Origin of the sequence: Cupriavidus sp. H39 (assembly GCF_050271075.1) — a bacterium.
Lineage (GTDB): Bacteria > Pseudomonadota > Gammaproteobacteria > Burkholderiales > Burkholderiaceae > Cupriavidus > Cupriavidus necator_B.
Window position 1 is genome coordinate 1550710 of the sequence record NZ_CP189848.1, and the last position, 18546, is coordinate 1569255.

Here is an 18546-nt window from a genome sequence, read left to right on the forward strand (position 1 = left end):
ACGCAGCGCGATAAACAGGGCGCCCGGGCCTGCCCCGGGCGGATCGCCAGACAGACACTCGAGCGATCGACATGAATGATCGAGACGCGAATTCCATGACCGCTGCAGCACTGGGTGAGATGAGCGACCGGCAAGCATCCTTTGACGAAGCCATGCCGGACGCCCGCGCGACCGAAGTTCCCACGCTGACCAAGGCCGAGCTTGCCGAGATGCTGTTCGACCAGGTCGGCCTGAACAAGCGGGAATCGAAGGACATGGTCGAGGCCTTCTTCGATGTCATCCGTGAAGCGCTGGAGCAGGGCGACAGCGTCAAGCTTTCCGGCTTCGGCAACTTCCAGTTGCGCGACAAGCCGCAGCGGCCCGGCCGCAATCCCAAGACCGGCGAAGTCATCCCGATCACCGCGCGCCGCGTGGTGACGTTCCACGCCAGCCAGAAGCTCAAGGGCCTGGTCGAAGAACGCGCCGGCATCGCCGGCTGACCCGTCACCCGAACGGCGGATTGCTTCCCGAAGCCGGCATCGGTATGCTTCTGGGCGCGCGCGAGGCGCGCCAACCTTCTGGCCGGCATGGCCTGACGCTCGTCTACACACTGCATGTCGGACAAACCCAGTGACCGCATCGCGTTGCCGCCAATCCCGGCCAAGCGCTACTTCACCATCGGCGAAGTCAGCGAGCTTTGCGCCGTCAAGCCGCACGTGCTGCGCTACTGGGAACAGGAGTTCACGCAACTCAAGCCGGTCAAGCGCCGTGGCAACCGCCGTTATTACCAGCACCATGAAGTCCTGCTGATCCGCCGCATCCGCGAGCTGCTTTACGAGCAGGGCTTCACCATCAACGGCGCGCGCAACCGCCTCGACGAGGGCCGTCATCACAGCGCGGCGACGGCAGCGCAAGAGTCGATGGAAGCCGCCGCGGACAAGGCGCCGGCACTGTCGGTCGACATCGCCGGCTTGCGCAATGCGCTGGTCGACGTGCAGCACCTGTTGGCACAGCTTCGCGAGATTGCGAAGCACGGATAATTTCCACGTCAGGAGCTAGTCATACGAGAAATGCTTCTGATATAATCTTTTGCTTCGGGGCGTAGCGCAGCCTGGTAGCGTACCTGCATGGGGTGCAGGTGGTCGGAGGTTCAAATCCTCTCGCCCCGACCAGGACATAAGGCCCGGGAATCCAAGCCAGTATTGGGAAAGCCAGTACACGCAAGGGTTCCCGGGCTTTTCCGTTTTCGGGTGTGTCTATGGAGTGTGTCAATCCGCTGTGCAAAAATGCGGAGATGCCACAAGCCATGCCAGTAGCCCTTCCTGCCGGAGTCCATCTCAGAGGCTCCACCTTCCACCTTCGCATCGGCGTCCCCCAGGACATCCGACACCTTTGGCCTTCGCAGTCAAACGGCAAGCCAGCCACGGATGCCTACCGGGCAAGTCTTGGAACTAGGGACCGCAATGAAGCGGCCGCACGGGCTCACTCGATCATCGCTGAGTACCGGCGCAAGTTCGAAGATATGCGGGCAGGTGCCCGTTCTGCTGCCCCCACGCCGATCACGAAAGACTTGATCGACTACATCGTGCAGAAGACTGAGCGGGATGTACTTGCTCTAGACGATCTTCTACGTAGCAACCCGCGCTATTTTGCCGACATGGTTCATTCCACAGCCTCCCGAGGCATCTTCACGGGCAGACCGGTCTTCCATGAAGCGTGGGACGCTGTCGGCGAGTACCTCGACCCCGAGCAATACGAGAATGCCAGTGACATCCATAGGGCCATCGTCCGCCTGCTGAGAACGGACATGATGGTGGGGAGGCTCGACGCAGCGAGGCGAGTCTCTGAGGCCGCGTGCGCTGCACTGTCGATCCGCGTGGACTGGACTCAGCCGCAGGCCCGGATGTCCCTGCAACGAATACTCGGGGCCATGGTGCGAGCATGGCAGAACGTGGAGAAACGAGATTCCGGGGAACCTGTAGAGACGCCCCAAGCGCCGCCTGTGCCGAACGTGGCGATGCCCGAAGAGCCCGAGGAGGCGCCCAAGACACTCAGGGACGTTGTGCCCATGTGGGTCTCCCGCAATGCCCCCAAAGAAAACGCCGTAGGACGCAGCGAGAAGGCGCTGGCACTGTTTGAGCAGGCGGTGGGTCTCGTGCCCCTTTCCGCGCTTACAAAGACCGTGGGGGCGCGTTTCGTCGACTTTCTGCTTGCCCCTGAGCGCGGTTGGACCCGTAAGACTGCCAGCAACCACGCCGCCTGTATCACGGCACTGGTCAACGTGGCGGTGAAGGCTGACCTGCTGGAGCGGAACCCCCTCGATCTCTCATTCGATAAGACGGTCGGAGCCAAAACCAGAGAGCCTTGGACCGACGATGAGCTAAGACGCATGCTTTCCCATCCATTGTTCTCGGAACGAATGGACGAAACTCCTCAGTGGCAGGACGTGGCTCCGACCGATGGCCGCGCCGCGTTGCTTCTGCTATTGCATACCGGCGCCCGTATTGGGGAAATCGCGCAGCTACGGAAGGAGGACTTCCAGACCCGCAGCGGGATCGTAGTCATACGGATTACCCCCGATGCGGGCACCGTGAAGACTGATGAGTCTCGCGTCGTCCCACTAGCTGGACATCTTCGGGACGACCCGTGGTTCGCTCAGTGGCTACAGGCGACCATGGGCGGCACCGGGCCCGCCTTCCCGTCAGCCTGTGGGAGGGCCCGAGGCCCTGGCGACACAATGGGGCAATGGTTCCGGCAGTTCCGGGCAGCCGCTGCGCTCCCGCAGGGCAGGCTGGAGGGCTCGCATAAGTTTCGCCATTGGCTCCGGTCAGCACTGGCCGAGAAGCATGTGGGGGAGGCCACAATGGATTCCATTACCGGCCATAGTGCTCAGGGGTCGGCTGGCCGCAAAGTGTACACAGCAGATGCTTCGATCCCGATCATGCTTGAGGCACTGGACCGCGTTAGCTGGCCCCAAAAAGCTAAGTAAGTTTTGCGGCGGCTCACTTGGTTCTAGCGCTGCAATGGATTAACCACAGACACAACATGAATTCAGTGGCAGCCGTCGCATCCGAAGTCGAATCTCGCACATTGGTGGCACGGGGAAAGATTGCATGGGAACAACTAAAAGAAGACGCCCCCAGAAGGCGCGCCCTTTCCCGAGGTGCGGGGGCTAAGGCTAAGGAACGTCGCCGCGAGTCCGAGCGCAATCATCGACGGTGGTGGCTGCAGGTTGGACAGGCGTTGATAGTAGGTAAGCGGATGGCTAAGACGGACCACGCTTACTATGCATGGCTAACTGCTAGCGGCTTTGAAGATGTACCAAGATCGGCACGTCAAGACGCGATATGGTTTGCGTCGAACGTGGCAAGTCTTGGGGAGCTACCAGATGGCCTAGCGAGTCCCGGAACCATCAGGCAGTGGGCATACAAGCGTGCGAAGGTGTCTCCGATAGCCACAAGCCCTCCACATCATGTTGATGTGGTACTGCATAAGGGAACGCGCGTGGAGGTTCCTCAGCGCAATGCGGTTCCTGGCCGACTAAAGCAGCAAGGCGCTGGCAATCTCCCGGATACTGGGCGTGTGGCTGACCTCTTGCTGGAAGCCTCGGAGCACATGCAGCGTGGCGTGGATCTTCTGCGTGAGGTTGCGCAATTAATACAACAGCCCAAGCCTAATCCTTGATTTCACATGCCCCAACCGGTTGACCATCGCTTCCCAGAGCCCATCCGAGAAATATGGGCGACCATTTCAGCCGACGTCGTTTGGCTACATGGCCGCTGGATCATTTATCGCCAACTTTTCGGTACCAGCAAAGACCGCGTTGATCTGTTCAATGAAACAGCAGGGACCGTCGCGTCTATCTTGCAGGACGTGCTGTTGCGTGACGTGCAAATAGCGGTTAGCAAATTGGGAGATCGTGCTGCATCTGGGCAAAACAGGAACCTGACCCTCCGGCGGCTACAGGTCGAACTACGCAACGCAGGCGAGACCGATGTGGCCGATCAAATGGAGCCGCTGCTTGAGACATTTGAATCCGCAAGTAAGGCGGTCAGAAACCGGCGCAATAAATGGCTCGCCCACAGTGACCTCAAAACGCTACTCGGGGCACGGGAAGAGCCGCTACATGGGCCGTCGCGGCGCGAAATTGAAACCATCCTGACCGCTCTCCGGGCCGTGATGCATTGCGTAGAACTTAAATACACAGGCGGAACGACTGCATACGAGCACTTCGTAATGGACCATACCGGCGACCACGTCATCAACGCGTTCGCCAGAGCGAAGCGATACGAAGAACTCGTTAAAGCAGGCCGAATTCCCAGAGACGACTTCCGTACTCGATATCCCGGCGGCCTATGAAGAGCACTTGGGCCGGTTCGCCCGATGATGGCGCAGCGGGTTGCAGAGATCGCGCGTACCCCCTGTCGATCCGCGTAGTCTGGCTCTTCGGAAGATTTGGTGGCGCGTGGAAGTCCTGCATTGGGCGAGCTAAAGGACGACGCCTAGAAATCGGGCACCGCTCCTGCGGGCAGCAGCCAGGCCTAGGGAGCGGCGCGAGCGCTTGCAGAATGAGCGCAGACGCTGGTGACTTGAGGTTGTGCAGACATTGATGGCCGGGAAGCGAATGAGCAATACGGGCCACGCCTACAAGGGCGTACAAGCAAACGCACCCAACTTCGCCCCCTCCACCGAATTTGTACTCAACCGAATCAGCAATGGGTGACTTATCGCAAAACCTGGAGATTTCAGCGGCGGAGCCTGACGCCACTAGCGCACTAGAGCAGCAAGCGGCCGCCAATTCTTCCCTCCTATGCGGCAGGCGGCCTAGCCTCTTGCTATAAGCCTCGATGCACATGCTGCGGAGTATGGGCCTAATACACGAGGTGGTATAAGTTACCCGGAAATCCCAGTCCAACCCTCCGCTAACGCCGTACTCTTCAGTATCACGTAGCTTTCACGCTCACTCCGCCTTCCCTAGTGCTTTCGGCAGTAGCTCAATGACTGACTTCACGCTGCTCCCCGACTCGTTCGCCGCAGATTTTGTGTATCCCGTATCCTGAGCAGAAAAGATGCACTGAGAAGCATGAGTAAGTACGATATCCTTATTGTCAGGGTTCCTTGAGCCGTCCGCTAGTGCCTTAAACGTCTTCAGGGCGTTTTCGCGATGCCTGTTGATGATTTCGTTGTGCCGATGAGCTTGAAAGTTCTTTACGCAAACACCAAGCAGATAGGCTAAGGTAGCGAAAACCATGACTTTACCCGCGACCAATTGAATAGCCTGGAAGCTGGAATGAGGTTCAAGGGCAGGAATATACGCGGCAATAATTGTCAAGAGGGCGAAGACACCTACCGCGATTGCGGTGCCGTACACCCACTTTTGCCAGCTTCCCGCTTCCTCCTTATGCATTTGTGCCTCATCGTGGAAATATAATGCCTGCTGAGACACACCTTGTTCGGCGGCGACGCGCCGGACCTCTGCCAGAATACCCCCGGCGTCTGCCCTCGCTTTATCAAGGTCATCAGTAATGTCCGAAGCCTTGTCCTTGATGCCTTGAATCACACCTCGGGCTTCAGATTCAAGCAGCTGCACATCTGTAGCCTTGCTTACGCCATATGCAATGTACTGCCACAAGGTTGTGAAAGTGGTCTGGTAGCTCGCCTTTACGCGCTCAATGAGGTTATCGCGGTTCGCCCTCGGGTTGCTGTCGTCCATGCTGAACTTCAGGATGGCCTCGAACGTGCTGAAGTCCGCATTGGCGACGTTTGTTATCGGCTGCAACAGGGAGTCCGGCAGGTCCTCTAGGGTTGACAGGGTTACTCGCCTGTACAACTCGATAAGCTTCTGTGCTGGCTTGACGGCATCCTGGAAATTCAATGCACCTAGGTCCTCTCGACGTACCAAGCTTGACGCCTCGAATTGCTGCATTCTCGTAATAGACTTTACGGCAGTGTCGTAGGTTTCGGTCATTGGTGTCCCCGTCATAGAAAGTGAAGTAATGATACATAATCTTCGGTGTGCCTACGGACGATTATCAGCCCCTCAAAGGGTTTTTAGAGCGTCGCAGGGCTCGACATGGCAATGGAGGGATTGGCTCGCCATCCCTATGCCAGTTTAGGTCCAGTGAGCGCAGGAACTGGGGGTTCATCCCCATGAATCGCCCAAGCTCCGCCGCTGTGAACGTGGGCCCATCGAGGCCGTCCGCAAGGCTCACGACGTTGTTCCGCTTATTGTTCTGCTGCTCGATGTTTGTGGCCCACCGGCAATTGTCGGGACAATAGGGTCCGTTGATGTCCCGGCGTTCCAAGGAGTGCCTGGGGCTCGGGCGAGGCCCCATGTCCGCCAAGAACCGCTTAAAGTCTTCTCGCCACTCGGGACACACGTTTATCCCTCGGCCCCCGTAGTCCGCGTAGGACTCCTGTTTCGGGTTGGTGCAACGCTGGATCATATCGACCCAAGCCGTGTACTCGGTTGGCTGCCGTTCCCGCCGTAGCTTAGCGTTCCCAATCAGGACGTCACGCTTCTCTTGGTATCGGTTGCGGTATCGCTCTTGGTAGAGCCGCTTGTTCCTGACGCTGATGCAGACCTTACATAGCCGCTTGTTGCCGTAGTAGTTGGAGACGGGTTTCGGAAGATTGCACCCCCCACATACGCGGACTGCTTCGGCCGTGCTCACGCCTTACCTCCATTGGCAACACGAATAGCGCGGGCAGCGCTGGTCCTCCTGTTGTGTCTCTGCGGGTTCTTTTGGTAGTTCGCGGCAGCAGCTGCACGGCAGCATGTCTTGCAGCTTCCCCGGAAGTTGCGGTTGTCTCCTGGGGACCGGTAGAAGTGGCTGTCGTCTTCTGGAAGCAGGCGGCCACACGGGCCACCGCATTTCTTCAATGCCATGTGTTGTCTCTTGTGAAAAAAAATGGGATCGCAGGAATCACCTCGGACTGTCATGTGAGGCCGTGCGGTATGTGTGTGCGAGGGCGAAGCCCCGAGCGGCCTAAGGGCCTTCTGTCTCTTGCACCACAAGACAGGTGCGAGCAAATGCGCGTGGTTAAACCTAAGGGCGCCGTTGTCTCTGCGAGGCACTGGGTCAGCTAGGCGATCTCATGGCTTCTGGGGGCCCCACGGGCGCGTAGATGCCCATTGACAAGCGGGGTACATCCGCGTGCACCGCCCGAAGACTTGTAGCTCCGCTGGTGGTCAAGGCCCCCAGAGCCAGGACGACCACGATGATCTAGCGGCGGTACATCCCGCCAGGCCTAAGTGCCCACGCCCGAAGACTGGTAGCTCAATAGTCACTACCTGTGCGCTATGGTTCATCACTATGGCTCACTCCGTCGTTGACACTATCATTTGAGCTAGGCATACTGACCCCCTATCTTCTGAGCCACCGGGGGTGCCTGTGTCAACGATCAACTACTACCGAGTATCGACCAAGGATCAGTCCATTGAGGCGCAGCGCCAGCGTCTCGGGGTAGCGGACCACGAGTTCTCCGACGAAGGCGTGAGCGGCGGCGTACCGGCTGAACAGCGACCTGGGTTCGCCAAGCTGCTGTCCTTTGTCCGCGAGGGCGATGTGATCCGTGTCTACGCGCTAGACCGCCTCGGGCGCGATGCCTTGGACGTTCAGAAGGTTGTCCGGGACCTCATCACCCGTGGGGTAACACTGGACGTCCACGGGATCGGCCAGATTGCCAAGGGGGTCGGAGAGATCATCGTGGCAGTCTTGGCTCAGGTTGCGGACCTTGAGCGCCAGCGGATCAATGAGCGGGCCGAAGCTGGCCGCGATGCCGCGCGGAAGGCACTGGCTGCGACGGGCCGCACCCATCGCGGGAAGCTCTCGCTGGGCCAGTCCCCGAAGGCTGACGCCGCAATGGTGATCCAGTGGCGGAAGGACAATCAGGCATCCATCAGCGCCACGGCGAAGCACTTCGGACTCAGCGACGCGACGGTCAAGCGGTACGCGGCGGCAGTGCGCGGCTGACCCCAAGGGTCTCAGGACTCGCTGGGCACTCTCGGAGTGGGGAGAGACCCTTAGCCTTGCCATGAACGCCCGGGGGCGGCACGGGGGGATTCGCGTCGCGCGGCCCGGCACACCATGTCACGCATTTTCTGGGGATTTTTTTACGGCGCACTACCGAAGACCTCATAGGCTCAGTGCTACCCAGTAACACGGAGGTCCAAGTGGGTCTCCAAGCCGCTCACGCTGCCCGACGAATACGCGCGGTGAACAGTGTTTCCGCGTCAGTTACGTCGATCAAATCGCCGTCCTTGGCGTCGCTTAGTATGGCGCCTACTGACACTGCATCATCCGTATCAGCAACAGGAGCGAAGACATCCCCTGAAGCGTCGATGACCCAGCGCGTCTTCGTGATCCTCGGAAACTTGGCGCGTACATAGCGGTAATCAGTGATCTTCATACGGATGACGCGAGACGCATCGTACCGGTCGGGAATCTCAACGACTTGGGCGGCATGGTCGAATCGCCGTTGCCATGGGTCAGCCGAGCGGCGGCGGTCGTGAAGGCTTGCCATCCGGCCGCGCAGTTCTCCAGTGACCGGAAGGTGTGCAGCCGGGACACGGGGCTGTCGAGATGGGCGCTTCTGCCGTGATGCTGGTAGGTTAGGATTGTCTGACATTGAGATTTTCCCGTAACTACAGTCCTGCGACATCGGCTATAACCAGGAACTTCGGGGTAAAGGATTGGGAGTTGACGGCGAACGGGATGCTGTCACGCGCTAGTACCCAGTCGCAACTGGCACCATTGCCAAGGTGCCGCGCCCCGCAGGAAAACACGGCGGTCCTCTCGATGTCGGCGGCGTAGGTTTCGCTCCTGAATCCGGGGTCGCTTGTAGTGACCGCATAGTCGCCTAGGGGCAACCCGGCCCACACCAGAGGGACGGCCCCAATCGGGATGACCTTCGCCAGCTTCAGCGGAGACAACTGATCCCCAAAGACCTTCACGCCGAAGGCGTTGAAAATCTCGAGGCCGTAGTTCTGCGTCGCCCACTCTGGCGTGTCGAAGACATAGACAGTGGCAAACGTCGGGTCCGAAGCGCGAAAAGTGTAAGTCCACGTCCCGTTTCCGTTGTTCGTTGATGTTAGAGCGTAGATCGGGGCGTCCGCCTTCCAGAAGACCATTGGGGACGTCGCAGCAAACGTAATGCTTCCGTTGAACGCCTGTGCGCCAGTTGCAGGTGTCTGCACGGCAATCTGCGTTTTATGGCGCAGCGACATAGCGGCCCAGTTTTCATCTATCTGGACCGTGCCCCAATCGTTGAAGACGGTGATTCCGGCTGTCATTCAGTGGACTCCGTAACGGATTAGGCAGTTGATGCGCTGAGGGTTGCCCGGCGTCGGCAAGTAGGTCCACGAGATCGTGGAGCCGCTAATGGACACCAGCGGAGGGGAGAACCAGCCTATCGGGTTCTCCAACGACGTGAGGACGAAGAACGCTTCACCCGTATCAGTCCCGGGGATAGTGATGGAACCGTCAGCTCCGTTGGTGACCACGGCACCAGTGAACCGCCCAACTCGGTCTCCCAGTGACAGCTTCAGATTGCCCGCTGAGTCAAATGTCTGTAGACCGGCGGGCATCCCTACTCCGTGCGCCCGTCAAGTTCCCCGGCTGTCTTACCAACATTGCTTGGGTTAATGCTATCGGTGAGACATGCCAACGCAGCAGGTGCCAACTGACCAGGCCACACGAATGAGTGCGATTCGAACGTGCGGGTGGCATAGGAGAACATGGCTGGCGAGGTGTATCCCTCGAAGATTACTGAGGTCACTCGGTTGTGGCGGTCAGCTAGGAGCGTGTAGGTCTTCATAGCGCCTAGTCGCAAAACTCGAAGTCTTTGCCAGCAGGCGTGAAGTGTCCGTTGTCCATTACAGAGACGTGCTCCATATTCGCTGCCACGAGGTCGGCATAAGCAGGCGTATATGTGCCGTCCCGCTCATCTCGCTTGGAGAGGTCGAATTGGACGGAAGCATGGCTGCCAATGCTCGCCTGGGCCTCGCTGGACGAATCGCGCTCTATAGGCGCCTCCGCAAACTTGTAGCTACGCGAGCTGGGCACAGGCTGTCCGTTATGTGCATAGACTTCACGGTAGAGACCCGTCGCCGGGTCTCGGATGAGCAACGTATCCATGTTCAGCCCTCGTAGTTGACCCAAAAGCTGCGATCCACGGGAGTCAGCTTAGGCACCACAGTGGTAGGAGCGCCGGGGAGGTTCTCATGCGCTGACGGAAGGCACGCTTCTACGGCCTGACACACGCGGCGCAGCGTATCCCACGCTCTACCATAATGCGGCGAAGCCGGGTCTCGGATAGCGTTGGCGGCCCAATGGACGGCACCGCCCCATGCACCCAAGGAGCGCTCACCCGGCCAGTATGCTTCCGCCAGAGCAGCCAGTTTCTCGGCCAGTTCGTTACGGTCGCCAAAGGGGTCATCAAGCGCGATCTTGAATGGAATCAGGAATGCCTGGATACGCTCATACGTAGCCTTATCCCGCAGTGACTCGGGAGCGCTTACGACCTTGGTGTTCTTCGCGCTCACTTGGCGTCCTCCAGTTCATCGCGGAGATGCGGGTACTTTTCCAGCAAGTCCGATGTGATGGTGCGCGTATTCGAGTATCGCTGGATGACATCTATCGGTGTCTTTGTGCCTGCCATGCAGTCCGAGTCAAACGCCATACGACCGCAGTTTGCCAGCAGCATGTCAGCCCCCTTGAAGGACCCCTGCTGGGCGTCTGCGTGGCTGAAATCAGCGGATCGTAGATCGGCGTCATTGAAGACAGCCCGGCGAATCTTAGCGCCGCTGAAGCTGGCCTTCTTAGCCAGAATGTTGTCCGCAATGAGGCCATCGGCCTGGGCGGAGACGAAGCACGCGCCTCGGACGTCTGCGGCGCTAATACAGGCATAAGAGAGGTCGCAGTGAGCGAAATAGCCACCGCGAGCCTGCATACCATCCAAACGGGCACTGTAGAACGACGTGCCTTCGAAGTTCGTGTTGTCCGCGAACTTGGCTTCGCGGAGGTCTAGGCCAGAAAGGTCCAGATGTGCGAGACTGCCGCCTTCGCGGCTGTGCTGCTCAAGGGCCGCCCGGATGCCTTGCGGGCTATTAGCCGGCGCGACGAGTTCGAGGCCAGGATTGAAGAATTGCCGGCCACGGATTTTCAGTTGGTACATGGGATCAATGGGAGTTTCGGGGTTCCACGGGAGGGCGCCCGTGGTCGCGGGGCCGCGCTGGGATGCGCGGTGTCTTGAAGGTCTTGGGACGGGTCTCGATTGGAAATAGACCCCCAGCGAACGCCGGGGGCCAAGCTGCAGGGCAGCTGAACAACAACCGAAACACCCGGTGTCCCGACCGGGTAGGGCACCGACCTGCTCGTAGGGGCAGATCAGCAAATGAGGGGTAGGGCGGCGTCTCTCGACGTTTGCCCTGAGAGCGCACAGTTCCCGTAGTGCGCATTCTTTCCTTGCAACCACAACTCGCTCCCCAGAGCCCGATGGTTTATCGGGAGGGGGCTTGTGTCCGTCCCAGCATCTGTCTCGCTGGGACTAACTTCTTTGAAGCACACGGAGTCCTGCGTAGTCAGTCCAGCGCCATGGGGGCGTTGGCAGAAAATAGGGTCCTCTACCTTGTGCTGATTTGTTAATGGACGTGCAAGGCAGGCTCAAGCTGGCCGCTAATGGGGCTTCATTTCCTCATTCAATGATGGCGATGAGTAACACGGACGCCATGGCGACTGCCCTGCAAGCTATATCCGTCGCCATGGTCCCGTAGAGCATGGTCCCTACCTCTTATAGATAAATAGGGACCCAGAGAACTACCTTGTGCTGATTTATTCAGTCCCTGCGGTCATCATCGTGATTCGCATCAAGAGAGACAGCTGCTGATACTGGAAACGTCGGGCGTAGGTCAGCCATGACGGCACATGGGGAGTCATCGAGGGCATGCCCTAAGGGCCAAAATGGAATGGGCCCTGACTGCGTGTCAGGGCCCGTATTGGTTACTGCAGTTACTACTCCCCTTGAATCTCTTGTGGTCCTTCAATATTCCTTGGCAGGAGCCATGGTGCAGCGACGAAAGTCCAGCTCGCTATCTTTCGTTCCGACACCATGAATCATCAAGAGCGCATCATGCTCAATTGCCCTGTGAACGCCCGCTGCGATTGCGGCATTGCGCGACGGGTAGGTGGTGGGTTGTTCAACGCCGTCGATCTCAACGGCCCAACGAGCATCCTCAGTAGGCCGTACCTGAACGGTGATCGTTGCCATACAAGTCCCTCCTGGTCGGAGTGATCATGTTTTAGTTGTAGGAGAAAATCCCAAAAGGGACTATAGGACGCGAACCATTTTGGCCGAGGCAGGGCAACATATGCATTAAGCGGCGCACAATTGAAGCCGCAGACGTCGCCAAAACGCCGTCCGCTTACTACGAATCGCGTCCCCTGCTTTCAGGTTGTAGCCATAGTGACCGCTACCCAACGACGTCTGCGGGATTGATGCTCTCCGCGCGAAGCCGCACGCCACCGGCCAGAGGCTGGATGTGAAGCTCAATGTTTTCCCGGCGGGCTCGCGCCCAACCGGCACTGATTGCGGCTTCGAGCGTAGGAAACATCTGACGCGGCTCCGACGTGCCGTCTATTTCGAGCGCCCAGCCGTGTTCGGCGGGCACGACGTTAATACTCTTCGCTGGCACCGATTGCTCCTAAGGTCGTCGCAGGCAATGCTGCGGCGGCAGATGCCACCCCGTGCTGAAAGCGTATCACCTCTTGATGTCGCGCGGGTCGTTGCCGAACGAGTTGCGCTCCCGGATCTGGCCGTCGCGGCCGTGGATCAATAGATCCCCCTTTCGCTGTTTGGCCTTTTCCGTGCCTGAAGCGATAGCTTCTTCCTGCGTTTGAAAAATCTCGCGGCCGTGTCCTCCGTCGACGACAACGGCCCATCGGTCCCCGGTAGCCACAACGTGAACGTTACTGCCTGGCATGGTCGGCTCCCCCTTGAAGTTATTGGCCGGTCTCTGCGCGTCGCTTGGTCGACCGTATCAGATCCTAGAAAAAAGCCCCCGGCCAAGTGGTCGAGGGCGATGAAGCAGCCGGCTTCGCGGAGACCGTCACGTACATCCTCACATGGATGGCGATTGTCAACATCCCCCAAATCGTGGGACTTGGTGACAATGGCTGTCTCCGGAGGTTGATGGGGCCACTCTCTACTCGACGACAGCGGACGCTATCGGACGCCAGTCCGACAAAAGCCCCATAGCGGGACGGAGTCGGGGGCCTAGAATAAAGAGGATCTCCCACGGGGCATCGACGGGGCGCCAGTGATGTGAGGAACTAGCGCTTCCCCCTTTGCCCTTTCCAAAATGCCCGCCGTAGTGCGGGCTTTTTTTTGTGCCAGGCCGCGACATGCAGATTGAGCCATCAACCGTCCATTTCAGGCTTCAGCTTCGCTTCTCCTGTCTTGAGGAAAATGCTCCGTTCCACGGGTCGTCGCTGTACAAAATGGAGTAATCGGTCGGGAACAGGTTCTTGAAGGGTTCCGGGTATTGGAAGGCAGGGACGGGCTCCAACTCGCCTTTTTCGTTTACCCGGAAAACCTCGACGAGCCGAGCGTTGCCGTCGAGGCCTTGTCCGAAGACGTAGTAGTAAGTACTTGTGTTCCAACTCAGTGACCGAGCCTTGTATGGCCCTATGATGCCGAGCGGCACGCTGTAACTTAGGCATGCGTCACGCGCTTCACGAAGGTATTGCCCCTTGGTAAGCCGCTTTATGCGGAGAGGATGAGCGTCGGGAACCCGGCGTGGCGCATTCATAACGTCTTTACTCGCAGGCGTGGCGGCCCTAGGTGGTGTCGGCGCCGTGCTATGTGAACTTGTCATAGCGCCTAAAGAGGCACAAGGCTGGGGTTCCGTCCATGCTGGCGCTGGTATGCACCTCTCACCGGCCAACGCCTGTTGTTGCATCACTACTTCCCTTGCCGCTCCGTTATTTTTAAGGCCGGTGCGCCAGGAATGTATACCCAGCATTGGCAGGGGTGCCAAATCCTTGCAGCTCGTCCCGGATCTGGTAGCCCTTTCCCTCCCATGACATCCACCTAGCATGGGTGCCAAAATCGTAGACCCGCACCGGCTGCTCGGTTTCATCCAGGATGTAATGCCGGATCCCGGTCTGGGCCTATGGGGCAGGGTAACGAGCAAAGGCGCTGGTGGGCGAGGTGGTGCCAGATAAGAGAGGCATGTCTATACTGTATGAATATACAGTGCCTGGCTATGTCGTTCACCGTTACCGGGCCACAGCGTCCCACCTACGAAATCTCCACGGAGTTCGTCTGCTATACGTGCTCTAAGCCGCGCATTTACATGGAGCCGGCCTATGGCTGGGACTACATGAAGTTCGACTGCCCGGTGAACCGGTACGCGCCGCTGCTTCACTCTTGCCCGTGTTACAGCCGAGAGCCTGGGGTGGATTGACGGTAGATGGCTCGGTAATTTGGTAGGCGTCGGGGTAGTTGAAATGGCAGGGGCCGTTTGTGCCAGTCAGGCCGGCGCCCATGTTCTGCTTCAGCCGGTCGGGCATCTGCGCATGGGAGACGTCGCGGATGCGTGGCGAGGCCAGCATCTTGGCGAGGTCCGAGGCGGCCTGATCGGACGCCAGCGGGTTCACGTAGCCCGTCTGGGACGATGAGTCCCGCAGGGCCGCGTAGGGAGTCCCGGGCTGCTGCACGAGGGCGGACAGCGCGACGTCCATATCCTTGTCGATCACGTCGGGAACGGAGCGGCCCACGCGGCTCAGAGAGTGAGGTGCGCTTGTGCTCGGCGTGTGTGGCATGAACCGGTGCGGCGTAGGGTAGTCACCCTGTGCTGATTTATTCGCGGCCTACCGTAATAGGGTTCGCCACGCTTACGCACGAGGTCAGCATCGTGACCCACTCGGCGTCTTGGACATCGGCGTGGAGCCTGGCGATCTCTGCGTCCTTCTCGGCCAACTGGGCACGGGCGTCAGCCAAGAGTTGCGCCGTGCCCGCTTCGGGGTCAGCAAGAACCTCGCGGGCCTTGGCGTCGGTGAAGTAGACACCGCGCTAGCGGATGGCGGGCAGGACCTCCGAGGTGACCCAGCGACGGAATGTGCGGGCCACGGGCTTTGTTGAGCCGAAGACCAGGCAGTAGAGTCCGGATTCGTTCACCGCTGTCGGCGCCTTTCCTCGCAAACCTACCGAAACGGTACGTTTATCTTCAGGGTCCACGTGCCGGGCAACGTCTCGGGTCACGTTCTGGTGTCCGAGAACCTTGCAGACATCGGCGGCGACGAACCACGGCGCACCGTCGATCTCTACCGCACGGAGACGGAGGCCCGGCGTGAACTCAAAGCTCTGTACTTGATTCATGGTGTCAGATTCCTTGTCAGCGATTCGCTTTACCTTTGCTGCGAACATGGAATCGTATTGCTTGCGAATCAATGACGGCACGTACGAGCACGGTGGCCCATGACATCTTTAGGTGTCACCGTGGGACACGTAGAGGGCTTCTCCTATAGACATAGAGCAGCCCAGCGATCTTACCTTGTGCTGATTTATTCGAGACGGGCCGTAGCGGCGCGAAGGCAAGGCCGAGCCGACGGGTCGGGTTCACACCTCGGTTGGTGTTCCACTAGGGTTGACATGAATTCGGAACAGCCTATAATTCGGAACATCAATTCAACGGAACGGAGTGCGGCACTGAATGAGACGAATCTACTACGGGCGCGTATCTGCTCTGGACAGGCAGACCGCTGCCAGCCAATACGCCGATGCTGACGAACAAGGCATCAAACACAGCGACGTATTCATTGATGAGGGAGTGGGCGGCTATCACGTTTCGCCGTCCGAGCGGCCGCAATGGCAACACGTAGAGCGAGGCCTACGCAAAGGTAGTGTTCTCGTGATCCGCTGGCTAGATCGCATCTCGCGCCGCTATGACGAACTGCACGAAACGATGCAGCGATTGATGAAGAAGGGCGTTCGCGTGGAATGCACTCTTAATGGCATGGTGCTCGATGGGCAAGAAGCCGACCCCACACGAAAGGCTGTCCGGGACGCCATTTTGGCATTCATAGCGGCGCAAGGTGAGGCGGACTACCGGTATCGCCGGGAAAATCAGGCCCAAGGCATCGCCGCTGCCAGGCAGGCGGGAAAGTACAAGGGACGTAAGCCTGCGGTGGACTATGCAGAGGTCCGGGCCTACCACGCAGAACACGGTGGCTCCGTACGTGCCTTGGCCGAGCATTTTGGCGTAGGGGTCGCCACGATTTCCCGCGCACTCAATTCTGACGACACAAGTTCCAAATAACTCAACGAGGATCGCCATGAACACAACGCAAGCAACGACCGTACACGACCTGCCCTCCCACGTTATTGCAGCGGTTACCCAAGCTGCTGGACTCGCCGCGCGTCGCTTGAGGCGTGAGTGGGGAGTTCAAATCGGTCGCGAAGCCCTTCTCTCAGACGGGATCGAGTTTGCGCAGCAGCAGGCGCGGGAATCGGGGGGCCGTCATCCTGAGCCGGAGCACAGCGAATTCTTCAAGTCCATCATGGTGGACGTGCTGGTCGAGCGGCACACGACGTAACACCGGGCACGTCGGATAATCATAAGGGCTCGCCTAAACGCGGGCTCTTTTTGTTTGCGCCGGGCATGCTACACTGGATCACACTGTGTCAATTGGCACGGCGGTTTTGACAGACACATCGCCCGGAAAGCCTTATTCCACTGTAGGTTTGATGAGGTTCAAATCCTCTCGCCCCGACCAGACAAAGAAACCCGCTTGGTGAATTGCCAAGCGGGTTTTTTATTTTCATGCGCGCTTTTGCATGTTGTCGCGCGTCGCTGTTTTTCGATTCAGCCCGCTGCACCTATAGTGGTGGCTACAGTGGACTTCACACCCGACAGGACATCGCGTCCTGTCATCGCGACGGAGGCGGCAATGACGGACAAGGGCAACGGGATCGCCGGCACCACATGCATCGCCTTGGCAGTAGCCGGCCTGGCACTGACCGCATCGCTGGTGCTTGCCTATTACGCGACGCGTGCGCGCGTGGAGGGGCCGCGCGCCAGCGGTGGCTGACGCGCCGTGCTCAGGTCAGCCCGGGATATCGCGAGGATCATTGCCAAAGCTGTTGCGCATCCGGATGCGGCCGTCGCGGCCGTGGACGAGCAGTTCTGCATGGAGCTGCCGGGCTTTCTCGGTGCCCGCTGCGATCGCGTCTTCTTGCGTCGCGTAGAGTTGGCGCCCGCCCGCGCCATCTTCGGATTCAATGGCCCAGCCGTTGTCGAGCGGTACGACGTGGATGTTTTTGGTCGGCATGGTGCACCTCCGTGGTGGAAGATGCCCTAGTCTCCACGCTGCTTTCAGCGGCCGGTATCGGTGACCGTCTGACAACTCCAGTGTCTTTTGAGGCGCAGCTCCCCGCGTTGACAACGTGGCCCGCGCGGGCCGGAAATCTGAAAAGGCGCCGGGATACGGGGATGCTCCGGGCATGGGCCCCAAGCGGGTGCACGTAGACTGGTCTGGCTGTACTCAACAGCCCGCCCGCACCCCGCCGCGGCGGGCTGTTTTTTTGCGGCGCTATCGGAGCAGCCTCTGCAACCGCATGTCATGTCCGCGCACGAGGCCGACAAGCGTCGCGGCGCTTGCCAGTTCGAATTCGCTGAACTGGAAGGCGGGCGACACGGTGCAGCCGACCAGCGTAAAGTCCACGTGGTCGCCAGCGTCCACGCGTTCGGCGGCAAACCATTGGCCAGCCGGCACCAACGCCTGAAAGGCCGCGCCGGGATGTCGCAGCGGGTCGCCCAGGCGCTGGGTGACGAGGGTGCCGTTGACGATCCGGTGCACGTCCACCGGCGAGCCCACGTGGTAGTGCCACAGCTCGTCGGAGCGGATGCGATGCCAGGCGGAATAGTCGTTGCCGCAAAGCATGTAGTGGATCGCGGTGCAGGCTTCGCGCGTGCGCCCGTCCTGGCATGCGACGCGTTCCGTGCTGCGATAGGTTTCCCGGTAGTAGCCGCCTTCCGGGTGCGGCTGCAGCTCGAGTGCGAGGATCAGTTGGCGGGCGGTCGGGCTCAGGTCTGGCATGGGGGCATGGCGCGCGGCGCATTGGCGGCATCGGAAGACGTAGCTTAAAGCAGGGCGAAGCGCGCCTGCGCGGGGCCGACCAGCGCCGGGCGGCTTACCGGATAGCGGTGGCGCATGCCCTGCACCTCGAACGACAGGAAGTCCGGCGTCCAGCGCAGCGATTGCAGCTGGCGTGGCTCGATGCCGTCGACCAGGATGGCGCCGGCGTTCACGCAAACACTGCCGCAGCGCAGGCGCACGGATTCGGTGTCGTCGCCGAAGTAATAGGCTTCAAGGAGGATGGAATCGGACTGGTACAAGGGCATGGCAGTGTCCTGATACTGTATGGATGTACAGTATAGCCGCGGCATGCCGTTCGGTCATCCTCCCGATTCTCAATTTCGGCGCTCCGGCCGGTACCTGTGCGCAGCCTGGTATAACCTGAAACCGATGACAGGCGCCCATGACGCTGTCTTGCCGTGAACGC

At 59.6% G+C, this 18546-nt stretch carries 22 protein-coding genes and 1 tRNA gene; 9 read left to right on the top strand and 14 right to left on the bottom strand.

Translation table 11 applies throughout. The features are described 5' to 3' along the window. The first annotated feature begins 71 nt into the window (after window positions 1–71). The 5 genes from ACOCMH_RS22650 (at window position 72) to ACOCMH_RS22670 (ending at window position 4338) form a co-directional block, all read left to right on the top strand. Window positions 72–479, top strand: coding sequence for an integration host factor subunit alpha (locus ACOCMH_RS22650; protein ID WP_171517236.1), 408 nt, complete (start codon window positions 72–74; stop codon window positions 477–479). Between the two features lie 114 nt (window positions 480–593). Next, window positions 594–1019, top strand: coding sequence for a MerR family transcriptional regulator (locus tag ACOCMH_RS22655; RefSeq protein ID WP_427313102.1), 426 nt, complete (start codon window positions 594–596; stop codon window positions 1017–1019). Between the two features lie 55 nt (window positions 1020–1074). Next, window positions 1075–1151: transfer RNA gene (locus ACOCMH_RS22660), tRNA-Pro, on the top strand. Between the two features lie 134 nt (window positions 1152–1285). After that, a complete protein-coding gene (locus tag ACOCMH_RS22665; RefSeq protein ID WP_427313103.1) occupies window positions 1286–2968 on the top strand; it encodes a tyrosine-type recombinase/integrase in 1683 nt (560 codons plus the stop codon). Window positions 2969–3669: 701 nt separating this feature from the next. Continuing rightward, window positions 3670–4338: a hypothetical protein gene (locus ACOCMH_RS22670; protein WP_427313104.1), complete on the top strand. Its 669-nt coding sequence runs from the start codon at window positions 3670–3672 to the stop codon at window positions 4336–4338. Between the two features lie 601 nt (window positions 4339–4939). On the opposite strand, the gene ACOCMH_RS22675 is transcribed toward ACOCMH_RS22670, so the two are convergent. Further along, window positions 4940–5947, bottom strand: a complete 1008-nt coding sequence (locus tag ACOCMH_RS22675) for a hypothetical protein (RefSeq protein WP_427313105.1) — start codon at window positions 5945–5947, stop codon at window positions 4940–4942. Between the two features lie 1426 nt (window positions 5948–7373). On the opposite strand from ACOCMH_RS22675, the gene ACOCMH_RS22680 reads away from it, so the two are divergent. Next, window positions 7374–7955: a recombinase family protein gene (locus ACOCMH_RS22680; RefSeq protein WP_427313106.1), complete on the top strand. Its 582-nt coding sequence runs from the start codon at window positions 7374–7376 to the stop codon at window positions 7953–7955. A gap of 217 nt (window positions 7956–8172) precedes the next feature. On the opposite strand, the gene ACOCMH_RS22685 is transcribed toward ACOCMH_RS22680, so the two are convergent. The 10 genes from ACOCMH_RS22685 to ACOCMH_RS22730 all read right to left on the bottom strand — a co-directional run bounded on the left by ACOCMH_RS22685 (window position 8173) and on the right by ACOCMH_RS22730 (window position 15360). Beyond that, window positions 8173–8391: a hypothetical protein gene (locus tag ACOCMH_RS22685; protein ID WP_427313107.1), complete on the bottom strand. Its 219-nt coding sequence runs from the start codon at window positions 8389–8391 to the stop codon at window positions 8173–8175. Window positions 8392–8626: 235 nt separating this feature from the next. Beyond that, on the bottom strand, window positions 8627–9274 hold the full coding sequence (locus ACOCMH_RS22690; protein ID WP_427313108.1) for a hypothetical protein: 648 nt from the start codon (window positions 9272–9274) through the stop codon (window positions 8627–8629). A gap of 529 nt (window positions 9275–9803) precedes the next feature. After that, on the bottom strand, window positions 9804–10118 hold the full coding sequence (locus tag ACOCMH_RS22695; protein WP_427313109.1) for a hypothetical protein: 315 nt from the start codon (window positions 10116–10118) through the stop codon (window positions 9804–9806). A gap of 2 nt (window positions 10119–10120) precedes the next feature. Beyond that, the gene (locus ACOCMH_RS22700) at window positions 10121–10525 is read right to left on the bottom strand and encodes a hypothetical protein (RefSeq protein WP_427313110.1); all 405 of its coding nucleotides are present in this window, start codon (window positions 10523–10525) and stop codon (window positions 10121–10123) included. Further along, a complete protein-coding gene (locus tag ACOCMH_RS22705; RefSeq protein ID WP_427313111.1) occupies window positions 10522–11157 on the bottom strand; it encodes a pentapeptide repeat-containing protein in 636 nt (211 codons plus the stop codon). The genes ACOCMH_RS22700 and ACOCMH_RS22705 overlap by 4 nt, the downstream gene beginning before the upstream one ends. A gap of 864 nt (window positions 11158–12021) precedes the next feature. Then, entirely contained in the window at window positions 12022–12249 is a 228-nt protein-coding gene (locus ACOCMH_RS22710) for a DUF2188 domain-containing protein (protein ID WP_427313112.1), read from the bottom strand. A 202-nt stretch (window positions 12250–12451) separates the two neighbouring features. Continuing rightward, window positions 12452–12673, bottom strand: coding sequence for a DUF2188 domain-containing protein (locus tag ACOCMH_RS22715; protein WP_427313113.1), 222 nt, complete (start codon window positions 12671–12673; stop codon window positions 12452–12454). A 66-nt stretch (window positions 12674–12739) separates the two neighbouring features. Then, a complete protein-coding gene (locus tag ACOCMH_RS22720) occupies window positions 12740–12961 on the bottom strand; it encodes a DUF2188 domain-containing protein (RefSeq protein WP_427313114.1) in 222 nt (73 codons plus the stop codon). Window positions 12962–14318: 1357 nt separating this feature from the next. After that, window positions 14319–14759 carry a hypothetical protein gene (locus tag ACOCMH_RS22725; protein ID WP_427313115.1) on the bottom strand — a complete coding sequence of 147 codons (441 nt, stop codon included), beginning with the start codon at window positions 14757–14759 and terminating at the stop codon, window positions 14319–14321. A gap of 295 nt (window positions 14760–15054) precedes the next feature. Next, entirely contained in the window at window positions 15055–15360 is a 306-nt protein-coding gene (locus tag ACOCMH_RS22730) for a BRO-N domain-containing protein (protein WP_427313116.1), read from the bottom strand. 334 nt (window positions 15361–15694) lie between these two features. Between ACOCMH_RS22730 and ACOCMH_RS22735 the strand changes: the two genes are divergently transcribed. The 3 genes from ACOCMH_RS22735 to ACOCMH_RS22745 all read left to right on the top strand — a co-directional run bounded on the left by ACOCMH_RS22735 (window position 15695) and on the right by ACOCMH_RS22745 (window position 17072). Further along, entirely contained in the window at window positions 15695–16300 is a 606-nt protein-coding gene (locus tag ACOCMH_RS22735) for a recombinase family protein (RefSeq protein ID WP_427313117.1), read from the top strand. 16 nt (window positions 16301–16316) lie between these two features. Then, the gene (locus tag ACOCMH_RS22740; RefSeq protein ID WP_427313118.1) at window positions 16317–16577 is read left to right on the top strand and encodes a hypothetical protein; all 261 of its coding nucleotides are present in this window, start codon (window positions 16317–16319) and stop codon (window positions 16575–16577) included. A 354-nt stretch (window positions 16578–16931) separates the two neighbouring features. After that, window positions 16932–17072: a hypothetical protein gene (locus ACOCMH_RS22745; protein ID WP_181487009.1), complete on the top strand. Its 141-nt coding sequence runs from the start codon at window positions 16932–16934 to the stop codon at window positions 17070–17072. A 15-nt stretch (window positions 17073–17087) separates the two neighbouring features. On the opposite strand, the gene ACOCMH_RS22750 is transcribed toward ACOCMH_RS22745, so the two are convergent. The 3 genes from ACOCMH_RS22750 to ACOCMH_RS22760 form a co-directional block, all read right to left on the bottom strand. After that, window positions 17088–17312: a DUF2188 domain-containing protein gene (locus ACOCMH_RS22750; protein ID WP_427313119.1), complete on the bottom strand. Its 225-nt coding sequence runs from the start codon at window positions 17310–17312 to the stop codon at window positions 17088–17090. Window positions 17313–17573: 261 nt separating this feature from the next. Beyond that, complete coding sequence (locus tag ACOCMH_RS22755; protein WP_427313120.1) at window positions 17574–18080, bottom strand: cupin domain-containing protein; 507 nt, start codon at window positions 18078–18080, stop codon at window positions 17574–17576. 44 nt (window positions 18081–18124) lie between these two features. Further along, complete coding sequence (locus ACOCMH_RS22760) at window positions 18125–18385, bottom strand: hypothetical protein (RefSeq protein WP_171514753.1); 261 nt, start codon at window positions 18383–18385, stop codon at window positions 18125–18127. Between the last annotated feature and the right edge of the window lie 161 nt (window positions 18386–18546).

Excerpts from the sequence above, each read along its gene's own strand:
- ACOCMH_RS22650 (WP_171517236.1), top strand. The coding sequence starts at position 72 with ATGAATGATCGAGACGCGAATTCCATGACCGCTGCAGCACTGGGTGAG.
- ACOCMH_RS22655 (WP_427313102.1), top strand. The coding sequence starts at position 594 with ATGTCGGACAAACCCAGTGACCGCATCGCGTTGCCGCCAATCCCGGCC.
- ACOCMH_RS22665 (WP_427313103.1), top strand. The coding sequence starts at position 1,286 with ATGCCAGTAGCCCTTCCTGCCGGAGTCCATCTCAGAGGCTCCACCTTC.
- ACOCMH_RS22670 (WP_427313104.1), top strand. The coding sequence starts at position 3,670 with ATGCCCCAACCGGTTGACCATCGCTTCCCAGAGCCCATCCGAGAAATA.
- ACOCMH_RS22675 (WP_427313105.1), bottom strand. The coding sequence starts at position 5,947 with ATGACCGAAACCTACGACACTGCCGTAAAGTCTATTACGAGAATGCAG.
- ACOCMH_RS22685 (WP_427313107.1), bottom strand. The coding sequence starts at position 8,391 with ATGAAGATCACTGATTACCGCTATGTACGCGCCAAGTTTCCGAGGATC.
- ACOCMH_RS22690 (WP_427313108.1), bottom strand. The coding sequence starts at position 9,274 with ATGACAGCCGGAATCACCGTCTTCAACGATTGGGGCACGGTCCAGATA.
- ACOCMH_RS22695 (WP_427313109.1), bottom strand. The coding sequence starts at position 10,118 with ATGGATACGTTGCTCATCCGAGACCCGGCGACGGGTCTCTACCGTGAA.
- ACOCMH_RS22705 (WP_427313111.1), bottom strand. The coding sequence starts at position 11,157 with ATGTACCAACTGAAAATCCGTGGCCGGCAATTCTTCAATCCTGGCCTC.
- ACOCMH_RS22710 (WP_427313112.1), bottom strand. The coding sequence starts at position 12,249 with ATGGCAACGATCACCGTTCAGGTACGGCCTACTGAGGATGCTCGTTGG.
- ACOCMH_RS22720 (WP_427313114.1), bottom strand. The coding sequence starts at position 12,961 with ATGCCAGGCAGTAACGTTCACGTTGTGGCTACCGGGGACCGATGGGCC.
- ACOCMH_RS22730 (WP_427313116.1), bottom strand. The coding sequence starts at position 15,360 with ATGAATCAAGTACAGAGCTTTGAGTTCACGCCGGGCCTCCGTCTCCGT.
- ACOCMH_RS22735 (WP_427313117.1), top strand. The coding sequence starts at position 15,695 with ATGAGACGAATCTACTACGGGCGCGTATCTGCTCTGGACAGGCAGACC.
- ACOCMH_RS22740 (WP_427313118.1), top strand. The coding sequence starts at position 16,317 with ATGAACACAACGCAAGCAACGACCGTACACGACCTGCCCTCCCACGTT.
- ACOCMH_RS22745 (WP_181487009.1), top strand. The coding sequence starts at position 16,932 with ATGACGGACAAGGGCAACGGGATCGCCGGCACCACATGCATCGCCTTG.
- ACOCMH_RS22750 (WP_427313119.1), bottom strand. The coding sequence starts at position 17,312 with ATGCCGACCAAAAACATCCACGTCGTACCGCTCGACAACGGCTGGGCC.
- ACOCMH_RS22755 (WP_427313120.1), bottom strand. The coding sequence starts at position 18,080 with ATGCCAGACCTGAGCCCGACCGCCCGCCAACTGATCCTCGCACTCGAG.
- ACOCMH_RS22760 (WP_171514753.1), bottom strand. The coding sequence starts at position 18,385 with ATGCCCTTGTACCAGTCCGATTCCATCCTCCTTGAAGCCTATTACTTC.